A 13424-nucleotide genomic window follows, 5' to 3' on the forward strand; every position below is an offset into this window, starting at 1 on the left:
CATTCGCGCGACAGCGACCGATCAGGGATTTCTCGATAGATGACAACAACAATCACCCCGGGGCTGCTGGTCCTGCATGGCAACCGCGCCGAACTGCTCGGCGAGGCGGTGTTCGAGTGGCTGCGGCGTCAGCCTCTGGACCCGCTGGAGGAAGAAATCTTCCTGGTGCAAAGCAATGGCGTGGCCGAGTGGCTGAAGATGACGCTGGCCGAAGCGAGCGGCATCTGCGCCGCCACCCGGGTCGAGTTGCCGGGGCGCTTTTTGTGGCGCTCGTATCGGCAGCTCTTGGGTCGGGAGGCGGTACCGGCGCAGTCGCGGCTGGACAAGCTGCCGCTGACTTGGGGGCTGATGCGTCTCTTGCCCGAGCTGATGGAGCGGCCCGGCTTCGAGCCCTTGGCCGGTTTTTTGCGTCTGGGCGGCATGGAGCGGCGGCTGCAGCTGGCCTCGGCGCTGGCCGATTTGTTCGACCAATACCAGGTCTATCGCAGCGACTGGCTGGCCGCTTGGGGCGCGGGGCAAGATGTGTTGCCGCGCTCGCTCGACGAAGACGCCCGCAGCGCCCAGGCCTTGCCGCCCGACCAGGCTTGGCAGGCGGCGTTGTGGCGCGAGCTGCAAGCGCCGCTGAGTGAAACCGAGCGGGCCAGCTCGCGGCCGCAGCTGCACCAGCGTTTTGTCGCGGCGCTGCAGGACGGTCAAGCGCCGCACGGGGCAAGGGAGAGCCCGCTGGCCCGGCGCGTTATTCTGTTCGGCATGACCCACGTGCCTATGCAGACGCTGCAGGCGCTGGCGGCCCTGTCCGAGCATTGCCAAGTGGTGCTGGCGATCCCCAACCCCTGCCGCTATCACTGGGCCGACATCATGGACGGGCGCGAGTTGTTGCGCGCCGAGAGGCGCCGCCAGCCGCTGCGCCAAGGGCTGGATCTGGCCACCTTGTCCCTTGAAGAAATGCATGCCCACGCTCATCCCTTGCTGGCCAGCTGGGGGCGCCAGGGGCGCGACTTTGTGCGCCAGCTGGACGTGTTTGATGATGTGCTGCAGGCGCAGGAGCGCTTCCAGGTCAGCAAGGTCGATTTGTTTGATGAAGCGCCGGGCAAGAGCTTGTTGGCCCAGGTGCAAGCGCATATCCGCGACCTGACACCGCTGGCCGAGCATCCGCGCCCGGCCTTGGCGCCGGATGACTACTCGATCGTCTTTCACATCGCGCACAGCGCGCAGCGCGAGGTCGAGATCCTGCATGACCAGCTGCTGACCCTGCTGGCGCAGGCGGGGGGCAGCATCACGCCCAGAGACATCGTCGTCATGGTGCCCGATATCGAAGCCTTCGCGCCGGCAATACGCTCGGTGTTTGGGCAGTTCGGTTTTGGCGCGCGCAGCAGCGACAAGCGCTTCATCCCCTATGACATCGCCGATCTGAAGGAGCGTGCCAACAACCCGCTCCTGGTCGCGCTGGAATGGCTGCTGCGCCTGCCGCAGCAGCGCTGCCGCCTGAGTGAGTTGCAGGCCTTGCTGGAGGTGCCGGCGATTGCCGCGCGCTTTGGCCTGGACCTGGACGATTTGCCGCGCCTGAACCAATGGATGGAGGGCGCCGGCATCAGATGGGGCCTGGGCGCTGAGCAGCGCGCCGAGATGGGCTTGGGCGCTTGCGGCGAGCAAAACAGCCTGGTCTTTGGCCTGCGCCGCATCTTGCTGGGCTATGGCAGCGGCGAAGGGCCGGCCTTTCAGGGCATACAGCCCTATGCAGAGGTTGGCGGATTGAGTGCGGGTCTGGCCGGCTCCTTGGCCGATCTGGCTGCTGCACTGGATGCCTGGTGGCAGCTGATCGCTGAGGGCGCTACGCCCGCCGTTTGGGCCGAACGCTGCCGGGCCTTGCTGGCGGACTTTTTTTCGGCCAGCAGCGAGGCCGACAGCCTGGTGTTGGCGGCCGCTGCTGCGGGCCTGAATGCCTGGCTGGAGGTTTGTGCGCTGGCAGGCTTTGAGGAGGCCATCGAGCTGGCCGTGGTGCGCGAAGCCTGGCTGGAGAGCCTGGACGCGCCGACGCTGAATCGCCGCTTCAAGGCCGGCGGCGTGACCTTTTGCAGCTTGATGCCTATGCGCGCCGTGCCCTTCGAGGTGGTCTGCCTCTTGGGCATGAATGACGGCGACTACCCGCGCCGCGCCAGTCGCAGCGATTTCGATCTGATGGGCTTGCCCGGCCTGGCTCGCCCCGGCGACCGCTCGCGCCGCGATGACGACAGGCAGCTGATGCTGGAGGCCTTGCTGTCTGCGCGGGCCAAGCTCTACATCAGCTGGAGCGGCCGCAGCGTGCGCGACAACAGCGAGCAGCCGCCCTCGGTGCTGGTCTCGCAGCTGCGCGACTATCTGCAGGCCGGCTGGCACAAAGATGTGTTGCAGCGCCTGAGCACCGAGCATCCGCTGCAGCCCTTCAGCCGGCGCTATTTCGAAGCCACTCAGCCGGGCTTGTTCACCCATGCCCGTGAATGGCGCGATGCCCATGTGCAGCTGCAGACAGCGGACGGTCTGGAGCCAGCGCCACCGGCGGATGAACGCGCGGAGTCGCCGTCACCCTTGAACGTCAGCAGCCTGGCAGCGTTTTTGAAGAACCCGGTCAAAGCTTTCTTCAAGCAGCGCTTGCTGGTGCAGTTTGACAGCCAGGCACTTGCGGCCGAGGACGATGAGGCCTTTGCCGTTGCCGGGCTGCTGGAATATTCGATGCTGCGCAACTTGCTGGACGAGCTGCTGGTGGGCCTGAACACCGAACAGGATTTGCCCGAGCGGGTGGCGGCCTACACCGCGCGCCTGCGCCGTGCGGGCAATTTACCCATGGCCGAGCAGGGCTTGCGGGTGGAGCGAAAGCTGGTCGCGACCCTGACGCCGATGTTGCAGGCCTGGCTGGCGCTGCAGACCTTGTACCCGCTGGCGGCGCCCAAGGACTTGCTGCGTTTCCCTTTTGATGCGACAGAGGAGGCGACAGAGGACGGGGCAGCTGTTTTTGAGGATTGGTTGGCCGATGTGCGCTGCCAGGAACTGGGCGGGCAGCGCGTCTGGATTGAGCTCACGAGCAGCCGGCTTTGCCTGAACGAGAAGACTCAAGCGGTGCAGCCGGAGCGTTTGCTGGAGGCCTGGGTGCGGCTGCTGGCGGCGAGTGCTTGCGGCGTGACGCTGCGCGGCGTGCTGGTCGGCAAGGACGCGACCGTGACGCTGGAGCCGCTGCCCCACGATCAGGCCCAAGCCTTGCTGAGCGATCTCTTGCTGGCCTGGAGCGAAGGTATGCATGGAGGCATGAATGGTGCCAATGCGCCCTTGCCGCTGGCGCTGAGTACCGGCCTGGCGCTGCTCAGCGGCAAGGGTGATGCAGCCTTGGTCTATGAGGGTGGCTTCCGCAGCGACGGGGAGGGCGAGGAGCCCTGCCTGGCAAGGCTGTTCCCCGACTTTGCGGCGCTCAGCGCCGACGGGCGCTTCGAGGTTCTGGCGCGGCGCTTGTACGAACCTTTTCAGCAATGGGTGAAGAGCTGCGCCAAGCTGGAATTGCATCAGGCGGCGAATCTCTTGGAGGCCGCACAGGCATGAGTGAGAACAACAGCCATCAGCTGCTGGACGCCGGCAGCTTCCCTTTGTGGGGCAGCCGGCTGATCGAGGCCAGCGCCGGTACCGGCAAGACCTGGACCATTGCCGCGCTCTACTTGCGCCTGGTGCTGGGCCATGGCGGTGAAAACGGTTTTGCTCGGCCCCTGTTGCCGGCTGAAATCTTGGTGATGACCTTCACCCGCGCCGCCACGCGCGAGTTGTCGGACCGCATTCGCGCGCGCTTGCTGGAGGCGGCCCAGTGCTTTCGAGGCGAGGCCCAGGTCGCTGCCCATGACGGCTTTTTGCAGGGCTTGCTGGCAGGCTACGCAGACCCGGCCCTGCGCAGCATCGCCGCGCGGCGCTTGAGCCTGGCGGCCGAGAGCATGGATGACGCGGCCGTGCACACCATCGATGCCTGGTGCCAGCGGATGTTGCGCGAGCATGCTTTTGACAGCGGCTGCTTGTTTGATGAAGCGTTGATCGGCGACGAGCAGGCGATGTTGCTGGAAGCGACTCAAGACTATTGGCGCGCCCAGCTCTACCCGCTCGGCGGCCCGGCCTTGGATCACGCGCTGGCGGTCTTCGGCACGGTCGAGGCCTTGAACACAGACGCCCGTGCTCTCTTGGGCGCGGGCCTGCCGGCCGAAGCAGCGCAGCTGGCGCAAGAGCCCTTGGCTGTTTTGATTGAGCGGGTGGCGGGCGAGCGGGCAGACGGGCTGCAGGTCTTGAAGCAGGGCTGGGCCGAACGAGCTGTCGCCATGCAAGACTGGCTGGAGGGGCAGATGGCGGCCGACAAGGCTTGCCCCTTCAATAAATCCAAGCTGAGGCCCAACTTCTATCAGCCCTGGTTGCGGGCGCTGGCGGCGTGGAGCCAGGACGCGGCGATGGAGGAGATAGAGATTTCGGGCGCCGGGCGTGCTCGGCTCACGCCGGGCGGTTTGGCCGAGGCATTGAAGGCCGACGCCGCCTTGCCTGAGCTGCCTGCTGATTTCGCCGCCTTTGAGGCCTTGTTGGCAGCCTTGGAGGCGCTGCCCGCGCTGGCGCCGCCGCTGCGCCTGCATGCGGCCAGCCGTATTGCGCAGCGTCTTGCGGGCTTGAAGGCGGCCGCCGGCCTCTTCGGCTTTGCCGATATGTTGACGCGCTTGGATCAGGCGCTGGACCCCGCGCTAGGCCTCAGCGCCGAGCGCTTGCGCGCGCGCATCTTGGCGCAGTACCCGGTCGCCTTGATCGACGAGTTCCAGGACACTTCGCCCTTGCAGACGCGCATCTTCGACCGCCTCTACCGGATTGAAGAGGAGGCTCGCGGCAGCACCTTGCTGCTGATCGGCGACCCCAAGCAGGCGATTTATGGCTTTCGTGGCGCCGACATTTACAGTTATCTGGACGTGCGCGCCAAGACCGCTGGCCGCCACTATGTGCTGGGCACCAATCACCGCTCCACCGAAGCCTTGGTGGCGGCGGTCAACCAGGTCTTCGAGTTTGCCGAGGCGCGCGCAGGCGAGGGCGCATTCAGGTTCCGCGAGCTTGGCTCCGGGCTCAACCCCTTGCCTTTCGCGGGCGTGGCGGCGCGTGGTCGGGCCGAGCGCTTTGTTGAGGCGGGCGGCACAGTGCCGGCGCTCAGCTGGGTGGTCGACGAGAGCCTGCTCGACGCGGGCAGCAGCCAGCGCCTGTTCGCTGCACGCTGTGCCGAGCAAATGGTGGCTTACTTGAATGACCCCGAGGCCGGTTTTTTTGATGCCGGCAAGGGTGAGTTCAAACGGCTGGCGCCGGCCGATATGGCGGTCCTGGTGCGCACCGGCCGCGAGGCCGCTGCGGTGCGCCGGGAGCTGCGCCGGCGCGGGGTCGCCTCTGTCTATTTGTCGGACAAGGACTCGGTCTTTGCCAGTGCCGAGGCCAGCGATCTTTTGCGCTGCCTACAGGCGGTGGCCGCGCCGCTGGATATGCGTTTGGTGCGCGCTGCGCTCGCGACCCGCTTGCTGGGCTTGAGCCTGGCCGAGCTGAGCGCCCTGGCCGCAGACGACGAAGCCTTCGATGCGCGCAGCGATGAGTTCAAGGCCTTGCAATGCATTTGGCAGACGCAGGGCGTGCTGGCGATGTTGCGCCAGCTCCTGCACCGACTGCAATTGCCGGCGCTGTGGTTAAAGCAAGGCAATGCCGGCAATGCCGGTGCAGGCGGTGAAGGCGGCCAAGGCGAGCGCCGTTTGACCAATTACCTGCATCTGGCCGAATTGCTGCAGGCCGCCAGCGGCCTGCAAAGCGGCGAGGCCGGACTGATCCGCTGGTTGGCGGCGCAGATCGAGCAAAGCGGCCAGCCCGGCGCCAGCGCGGCGGAAGACGCGGTCGTGCGCCTGGAAAGCGACGCCGATTTAGTCAAAGTTGTCACCGTGCACAAGTCCAAGGGCCTGGAGTACCCGCTGGTCTTCCTGCCTTTCGCCAGCAGCTTTCGAGCCGTCAACAAGGCCCGTACCTCCTACGTCAAGCAGCAGGGCGCCGAGGGTCAGCTCTCTTTGCAGCCCAGCGATGAGGAGATCGAGACGGCCGACATCGCCCGGCAGCGCGAAGACTTGCGGCTTTTGTATGTGGCGCTGACACGGGCGCGGCATGCGCTGTGGATAGGCGTCAGCGCGCTCAAGGTCGGGCAGGCCAAGGACTGCATGACTTACCGCAGCGCCATCGGCTATATCTTGGGCGGCGTGCAGCCTTTTGAGGCACAGCAGCTGCCGCTGCTGGCGCGCGAGCTGGCAGGTGCTAACCCGCAAATTGCGCTGTTGCCGGCCGCGCGCGCGCCGTCGCTGGGCCCGACCCTGATGCAGGCACGCGGCGCGCCGCCGCCGCTGCAGGAGGCGACGGCCTATAACGCTGAATTCGAGCGGCGCTGGGGCATTGGTAGCTTCTCGGCCTTGGTGCGGGCCTTGCCCAGCCAGGCCTTGTTGTCGAACGCTGCGGCGCGCATCGATGAGCCGGCCATGCCGCCTATGCCGTCCATGCCGTCCGTGCCCGCCATTCCCGCCGAACTCGGCCTTGCCGCGCCTGAGCTGCCGCTCCCTCAGCCCTGGCACAGTTTCCCGCGCGGCGCGCTGCCGGGTAACTTCTTGCATGATCAGCTGGAATGGCTGGCCGAGGAGGGCTTCCATCGGCTGGCCGAATCGCAGGAGCTGCAAGCTCAGCTGCTGCGTCGCTGCGAGCGCCAGGGCTGGGGCCTGCATGCGCAGGACGTCTTGAGCTGGCTGCTGCAGCTCTGCGCCACGCCGCTGCCCGAGGTCGGTGCGGCCCTGAGCGATCTGCGCCGCCCGCTGCCCGAGATGGAGTTTTGGTTCCCTTCGGATCAGCTGCAGTCGCAAGCATTGGACGCGATCTGCCGCCGGCATTTGCTCGGCGACTTGGCCCGCCCGGCGCTGCCGCAGCGCCAGATGCATGGGCTCTTGATGGGTTTTGCCGACCTGGTGTTCGAGCATCAGGGGCGCTATTTTGTGCTGGACTACAAGTCCAATTTCCTCGGTGCCGGCGACGCCGACTACGAGCCGCCTGCGCTGGCCGCGGCCATGGCCGAACATCGCTATGACCTGCAGGCCGCGCTCTATCTCTTGGCCCTGCATAGGTTGCTGCGCGCCCGCCTGGGGGCAAGCTACGAGCCGCAAAAGCAGCTCGGCGGCGCGGTCTATTTCTTCTTGCGCGGCTTGCAAGCACCCAGCCGGGGCTGCTGCGTGGTGGTGCCGCCGCTGCAGATGCTGGATGAGCTTGATCAGCTGATGCAAGGCCTGCAAGTTCAACAATTTTCGGTCGGGAGCGAGGCATGACGGCCGCCTTGGTAGTTTTGGCAGCATTGAAACAATGGAGTGAGCAGGGCTGGCTGCGCCGGCTGGACGCAGCTTTTGCGCGCTTTGCAGCCGAGCAACAGCCGGACGCGAGGGCTCCGCTGCTCCTGGCGGCCGCCTTGGTCGCGCATATGGAAGGGCGCGGTCACAGCTGTGTGGAGCTTGATCTATTGCTGCAAGACAGCGAGGCACTGCTGGGCTGGAAGGCGGACGCGGCGGGCGCCTTGCGCCAGTTGATGAAGGAGCAGCTGCCGGCCGATCTGCCCAGCTGGCTGGCCGCGCTGCGGGCGAGCCCGCTGGTTTGGGTGGAAAAGGCTGGGGATGACCGCCAAGGCGGGGCCGAACCCTTGGTCCTGAGCGGCTCCAAGCTCTATCTGCGCCGCATGTGGTCTTGCGAGCAAAAGGTCGCCGCGCAGGTGTTGGCGCGGGTGGCCGTGGCGGAAAAGCCCCAGCAGGCGGACGTTCGGCGCTGGCTGGACTTGTTGTTCCCCGAGGCAGCGTCCCAAAGCGAAGTTGAGCCGGCCGACTTTGACTGGCAAAAGCTGGCCTGCGGCCTGGCTTTGAACGGCCGCATGTCGCTGATCACCGGCGGCCCGGGCACCGGCAAGACCTACACCGTCGCGCGCCTGCTTGCGCTGCTGTTTGCCGTGGACCCCGAGCCGCAGCGCCTGCGCGTGGGCCTGGCCGCACCCACCGGCAAGGCGGCGGCGCGCCTCAAACAGGCGATCGACTCGGCGCTGGGCGACTTGCAGACGCAGCTGGGCAGCAACTTGCCGCTGCAGCAGTTGGCGACACAGATCGGCCCGGCGCGGACCTTGCATTCGATGTTGGGCGCACGCCCTGACACGCGCAAATTCAAGGCCGATGCGGCCCACCCGCTGGCGCTGGATGTGTTGATCGTCGACGAAGCTTCGATGATTCATCTGGAGATGATGTCGGCCTTGCTGGAGGCTTTGCCTGCCGGCTGTCGCTTGATTCTGCTGGGCGACAAGGATCAGCTGGCCTCGGTCGAGGCGGGCGCGGTCCTGGGTGACCTTTGCACCGACGCTGAGCTGGGCCGTTACTTGCCCGCAACGGCCGCCTACGCGCAAGCCGTCACCGGGCAGGCTATCGCGCCCGAATACCAGGCGAGCCAAGCTTCCAAGCTGGCCCAGCAAACCGTGATGCTGCGCCGCAGCCACCGTTTCGGCGGGCCGATCGGCCAGTTGGCCTTGGCCGTCAACCGCGGCGACGCCCGCGCGGCGAGCGAGCTGTTGCGCCTCGGCGAGCGCGAAATCTTGCATGAGTTGCAGCCACCCAATTTGGCCGCTCTGCTGCGTCTGGCGGTGCAGGGCCGGCCCGGCGCCGAGGGCGGCTACCGCCGCTATCTGGAGCTGGTCAAACAAGGCCCGGCCCAGCCAGACGCGGCCGGCTTTGAACAATGGGTGGGGCAGATCTTGACGGCCTTCGAGCGCTTTCGTCTCTTGTGTGCGGTGCGCGAGGGGCAGTTCGGCGCCATAGTCCTGAATCAGGCGGTCGAGCAGGCCTTGTCCGAGCAGCGGCTCTTGGTCAAACGCGGTGAATGGTATGAGGGCCGGCCGGTGATGGTGACGCGCAATGATGTCAGCCTGGGCGTCTTCAACGGCGACATCGGCATTGTCTTGCGGCCGCAGCGAGAGTCCGCTGGCGCGGAAGGCTCGGCTCAGCGCCTGCGTGCTTATTTCTCCGACGGCGCCAAGCTGCGCTCGGTGGCGGTGAGCCGGCTGGCCGATGTGGAAACCGCGTTTGCGATGACGGTGCACAAGTCGCAGGGCTCGGAGTTTGAGCACACGGTCTTGGTGTTGCCGACCGAGCCCAGCCGCGTGCTAGCGCGCGAGCTGGTCTACACCGGCATCACCCGCGCCCGCAAGGCCTTTACCCTGGTCAACGGCTGGCCACCGGGTTTCGCCAAGGCGCTGGCGCAGCGCACGCGGCGCGCCAGCGGGCTGTTGGAACGTCTGGCCGGGAGCCGGGAGCAAAGCTGATGATCAAATTTATCCACACCGCCGACATCCACCTGGACAGCCCTTTGTGCGGCCTGGCCAGCTATCAGAACGCTCCGGCGCAGGCGCTGCGCGGCGCCAGCCGAGAGGCCTTCACCAGGCTGGTCGATACGGCCATCGACGAGGCGGTGGACTTTATGGTGATCGCGGGCGACCTTTACGACGGCAACTGGCGCGACTACAACACCGGGCATTTCTTCGTGCGCGAGATGGGCCGGCTGAACCAGGCCGGCATCCCCGTCTATCTGCTCTACGGTAACCACGATGCCGAGAGCGAGATGACGCGGCGCCTGACGCTGCCGGCCAATGTCCATCTGTTCGACAGCCGCAAGGCGATAACGCACAAGATAGACGCCTTGCGGGTCGCGCTGCATGGCCGCAGTTTCAAGGAGGCTGCCACGACCGAGAACCTGGCCCTTGGCTACCCGGCGGCCGTGCCCGGTTGGCTCAATATCGGCGTCTTGCACACGGCGCTGGAAGGCTACGCTGCGCATGCCCGTTATGCGCCTTGTTCTGTCCAGGAGCTGCAGGCCAAGGCTTATGACTATTGGGCGCTCGGCCATGTGCATGAGTATGCGGTGCTGAGCGAGGCGCCCTGGGTGGTTTTCCCCGGCAATCTGCAGGGGCGCCATATCCGCGAGGCCGGGCCGCGCGGTGCGGTCATGGTCACAGCCAGCGAGGCCGGCATTCAAAGCGTGGAGCGGCTGATCGTTGATGTCTTGCGCTGGGAGCGGCTGGAAGTAGAGGTGGGCGGGGCGGCCGATCTGCCGGCAGTGGTCAGCTTGGCGGGCCAGGCGCTGGAGGCTTTGCTGCTCGCGCAAACCGGAGCCTGGCCGCTGGCGGTGCGTGTGACGCTGGTCGGGCGCACGCCGGCGCATGGCGCCTTGTTCGGCCTGGAGGCGCAGTTGCGCGAGGAGGTCTTGGCGCAGGCCGCCGCCCTGAGCGGCGACAGGTTGTGGATAGAAAAACTCAGGATAGAGACCACGCCCGCCCTGGATGCGGCGCAGATCAGCGCGCGCGCCGACGCCATCGCCGACTTGCAAGCGCTGCTGGCCGAGGTGCCGCAAGACGGCGACTTCATGCGCAGCCTGACTGAGGACTTGCAGCAGCTCACCGCCAAGGCGCCGCTGGAATTGATTGAAGCCTTGCCCGAATTCAAGGCCATTCGCGCCGGCGATATGGCGGGCATTGTGGCGGCCGTCACGCCGGCGTTGCTGGCTCAGCTGGCGCAGGCGGAGCAGGGCCAGGCGGGAAGCTAACGAGGGTTTCCGGTGCAGAATGATGTGTGGCTGAGGTCGCCACCGGTTGCCTTTAAGGAGGAGTTATTTCATGCGTCAATTCCATTTAAACTTTCCCAAGTTCTTTTCCTTGACCTTGTGTTTGATGATGGTCGCAGCGCCCTTGCAGGCAGGCGCCGCGAGCAGGGCCGACAGTAAAGCGGCAGTCAAGGAGCAGCTGAGTCATGACGGGCTGGAGCAGCGCAAGTCCAAGGACGCGGATCTGGTTTACGCCCGGCCGGGCGCTTCATTGGCGGGCTATAGCAAGGTGATGCTGGGGCCGGTTGATGTGGCCTTCTCCAAAAACTGGGACCCCAAACGCCCCGGCAGCAATTTCAGGATCACCGCCGAGGAACGCGAGGAAATTCGCTCCGGCGTGGCCAATCTGGTGCGGGATGAATTCGTCAAGGCCTTGCAGGCCAAGGAAGGCTATCAGGTCGTGGACACGGCCGGGCCGGATGTGCTCAAGCTCAAGGTCAGCATCATCGAGCTCTATGTCAACGCCCCCGATGTGGCAACTGCCGCACGGACCAAGACTTATGTCACGTCCGCCGGCGAGATGACGCTTTTTCTGGAGGCCTTTGACTCCGAAACCGGCCAGGTCTTGGCGCGAGTGGTCGACCGTCAGGAGTCGAATATCCGGGGCGGTCAGCTGAGCTGGACCAACCGCGTGATGAATCAGAGCGAGGGTGAATTGATCGCCTCGGGCTGGGCGCGAAAATTGCGCAAAGCACTCGACAAGGCGCATGCCGTCGGTAAACAGTAAAGTAGCGCCCAATTCAATCGCCACAGGAGTGCCAGCATGGCCACACAATCCCCCGCCCAGAAGATCGACATCAAGGCCATTGCCTCGGACAGCGGTGTCGCCGTTGAGGCCTATGACACCTATGACACCGATGAGGAAACGCTGGCCGCAGCACACCGCTTTGCTGCCGGCCTGTTGAACCGGGTTGCCGCAATTTGCGAGCAAAGCCCGGGCAAGACCCTGGATGCGGCCGCCCTGCGCAAGCTGGCGCAGGGCTTGCTGGGCTAAGCGGCGAAGCCAACGCCAAAGGCTCACTGGATCTGGCAGCAGGCTGAGAAATCAGGGCTAACGCCAAGTTTGCTTGTTGTGCCGGCTGCTATAGGATGCCTCTGCCCGCTTGGTGAGCAGAGGAAACGCAAGATGCATTCAAGATCCGTCCGGTGGAGCCGCCTGGCACTGGCCTGTACCTTTTTGCTGGCCGGCGCTGCCGCTGCGCAGCAGGCCAGCAACCCTGTTTTGAGCGCTGCCGCGCCAGCGGCGCCGCCATCCGCACCGCCGACCCAGCCGCAAGACGTGTTGCGGCTGCTGGACCTCTGGCTCGATGCGCAAGTGGCCTACGAACGTGTCCCGGCGCTCTCGGTGGCGCTGCAGCATGGCCCCGAGCTCTTGTGGAAAAAGGGCTACGGCAAGCTCGATGCCGCCGGCAAGCTCCCAGCCGGCACCGACACCATCTACGGCATCTGCTCCATCTCCAAGCTGTTCACCTCGGTGGCGGTGATGCAGTTGTGGGAGCAGGGCAAGTTCTCGCTCGACGATGACATCGGCAAGCTGCTGCCCGGCTTCACGCTGCAGCGAACGGACCCCGACAGCGGCCCCATCAGCGTGCGCAGCCTGCTGACGCATTCGTCCGGCTTGCCGCGCGAGGCCGACTTTGCCTACTGGACTCCGCCCTATTTCAAGTTCCCCACGCGCGAGCAAATGATGCAAGCCTTGGCGGGGCAAAGCAGCTTTATGCGGGCGGCGGATCGCTTCCAGTACAGCAATCTGGGCATGTCCTTGCTGGGTGAGTTGGTCACCCAGTTGTCGGGCATGCCTTACGAGGACTATGTGCAGCGCCATATCCTGGCGCCGCTGCAGTTGGCTGACACGCGCACCGCCTTGCCCACCGAACTGCAGGGCAAGCGGCTGGCCCAAGGTTGGAGTGCGCCGCGTCGTGACGGCGCACGTGAGGCGCTCAAGCCCTATGCCGCAGGCGGCATAACACCGGCGGCCGGGTTCAGCTCCACGGTGGAAGACTTGGCGCGCTTTGCAGCCTGGCAATTCCGCTTGCGCAAGCAGGGCGGCAGCGAGTTGTTGAAGGTGTCCACCTTGCGGGAGATGCAGCGCGTGCAATGGACCAACCCGGATGGCAAGGAGACCTGGGGTCTGGGCTTTGCGGTCTACCGTGATGGCAACCAGACGCTGGCCGGCCACAGCGGTCTGTGCCCTGGCTACCAGTCGAGTCTGGCGCTGGTATTGGAGGATGAACTGGCCGTGGCCGCCATGAGCAATGCCAATGAAACCGAGGACTTTGGCCCCCGCTTTACCAAGCCGATCCGCAAGCTGATGGAGAAGGGCATGAAGCTGCCCGTGGGAAGCGCTGATTTGCTGGCTTATGCCGGCCGCTACAACGCCCAGCCCTGGGCGAGTGAAATGGTGATCGTGCCCTGGGGCGAGCAAATGGCACTGCTGGCTTTGCCCACCCATGACCCGGCGGGCGACATGCAAGTGCTCAAATCAATGGGCAAGGACGAATTTCGCGTGCTGCGTGATGACGGCAGCCTGGGCGAAGCCTTTCGGTTTCGTCGCGATGCCGCAGGGCAGGTGGACGGCGTGGAAAACTGGAGTCAGTTGATGCTGCGCCTGGGCGCATTGCGCTGAATCGCTCTGTTCTCTCGTTCCTTGCGACGAGGCGCAGGCGAGGTCTCAAATTGCTCGCGTAGACCCTTCCGTATCGTGCGGG

The 13424-nt window shown here is 65.6% G+C and carries 7 protein-coding genes; all 7 read left to right on the forward strand.

Annotation, left to right across the window (positions count from 1 at the left end; genetic code table 11):
* Positions 1–39: 39 nt before the first annotated feature.
* The 7 genes from recC (at position 40) to LNV08_RS12090 (ending at position 13342) form a co-directional block, all read left to right on the forward strand.
* Positions 40–3567 carry an exodeoxyribonuclease V subunit gamma gene (gene recC, locus LNV08_RS12060; protein ID WP_263533940.1) on the forward strand — a complete coding sequence of 1176 codons (3528 nt, stop codon included), beginning with the start codon at positions 40–42 and terminating at the stop codon, positions 3565–3567.
* Complete coding sequence (gene recB, locus LNV08_RS12065) at positions 3564–7361, forward strand: exodeoxyribonuclease V subunit beta (protein WP_263533941.1); 3798 nt, start codon at positions 3564–3566, stop codon at positions 7359–7361. Before recC ends, recB begins: the two co-directional genes overlap by 4 nt.
* Complete coding sequence (gene recD / locus LNV08_RS12070) at positions 7358–9382, forward strand: exodeoxyribonuclease V subunit alpha (RefSeq protein WP_263533942.1); 2025 nt, start codon at positions 7358–7360, stop codon at positions 9380–9382. The genes recB and recD overlap by 4 nt, the downstream gene beginning before the upstream one ends.
* A 2-nt stretch (positions 9383–9384) precedes the next feature.
* Positions 9385–10659 (forward strand): metallophosphoesterase family protein, encoded by a 1275-nt coding sequence (locus tag LNV08_RS12075; RefSeq protein WP_263534086.1) that lies wholly within the window; start codon positions 9385–9387, stop codon positions 10657–10659.
* Between the two features lie 70 nt (positions 10660–10729).
* Positions 10730–11443: a DUF3313 domain-containing protein gene (locus LNV08_RS12080; RefSeq protein ID WP_263533943.1), complete on the forward strand. Its 714-nt coding sequence runs from the start codon at positions 10730–10732 to the stop codon at positions 11441–11443.
* Between the two features lie 36 nt (positions 11444–11479).
* Entirely contained in the window at positions 11480–11710 is a 231-nt protein-coding gene (locus tag LNV08_RS12085) for a hypothetical protein (protein WP_263533944.1), read from the forward strand.
* Between the two features lie 132 nt (positions 11711–11842).
* Positions 11843–13342: a serine hydrolase domain-containing protein gene (locus LNV08_RS12090; protein ID WP_263533945.1), complete on the forward strand. Its 1500-nt coding sequence runs from the start codon at positions 11843–11845 to the stop codon at positions 13340–13342.
* The last annotated feature ends 82 nt before the right edge of the window (positions 13343–13424 follow it).

Source organism: Paucibacter sp. TC2R-5, from assembly GCF_025717605.1.
Lineage (GTDB): Bacteria > Pseudomonadota > Gammaproteobacteria > Burkholderiales > Burkholderiaceae_C > Paucibacter_A > Paucibacter_A albus.